1 protein-coding gene is annotated in these 249 nt (G+C 54.2%); it reads right to left on the reverse strand.

Features of this window, described 5'->3' with window-relative positions:
• A partial coding sequence (locus tag CBW22_RS22015; protein WP_141097342.1) for a Tn3 family transposase occupies positions 1–249 on the reverse strand: 249 nt, incomplete at both ends.

Here is a 249-nt window from a genome sequence, read left to right on the forward strand (position 1 = left end):
AACGATGCCGTGGAATCCGGAGTACTGATCAGAGACGAAGTTGTACCAGGTGATACCACGTCCGGAACCAAAATATTTTCTGTTAGGCCCTGAATTGACGCTTTTCACCGGCGTGACAAAGCGCATGCCGTCAGCTGAAGCCACTTCACCACCACCCCAGCGGCCAGCAAGCTCCAGTGTGGACTGAAAATCAACCAGGCGGGCATTGGCGCTGACCAGCGTTTCTGCCCGGAGGTAATTCTGTTTCAC

The sequence above is a fragment of the Pantoea sp. VS1 genome (genome assembly GCF_002207995.1).
GTDB lineage: Bacteria > Pseudomonadota > Gammaproteobacteria > Enterobacterales > Enterobacteriaceae > Pantoea > Pantoea dispersa.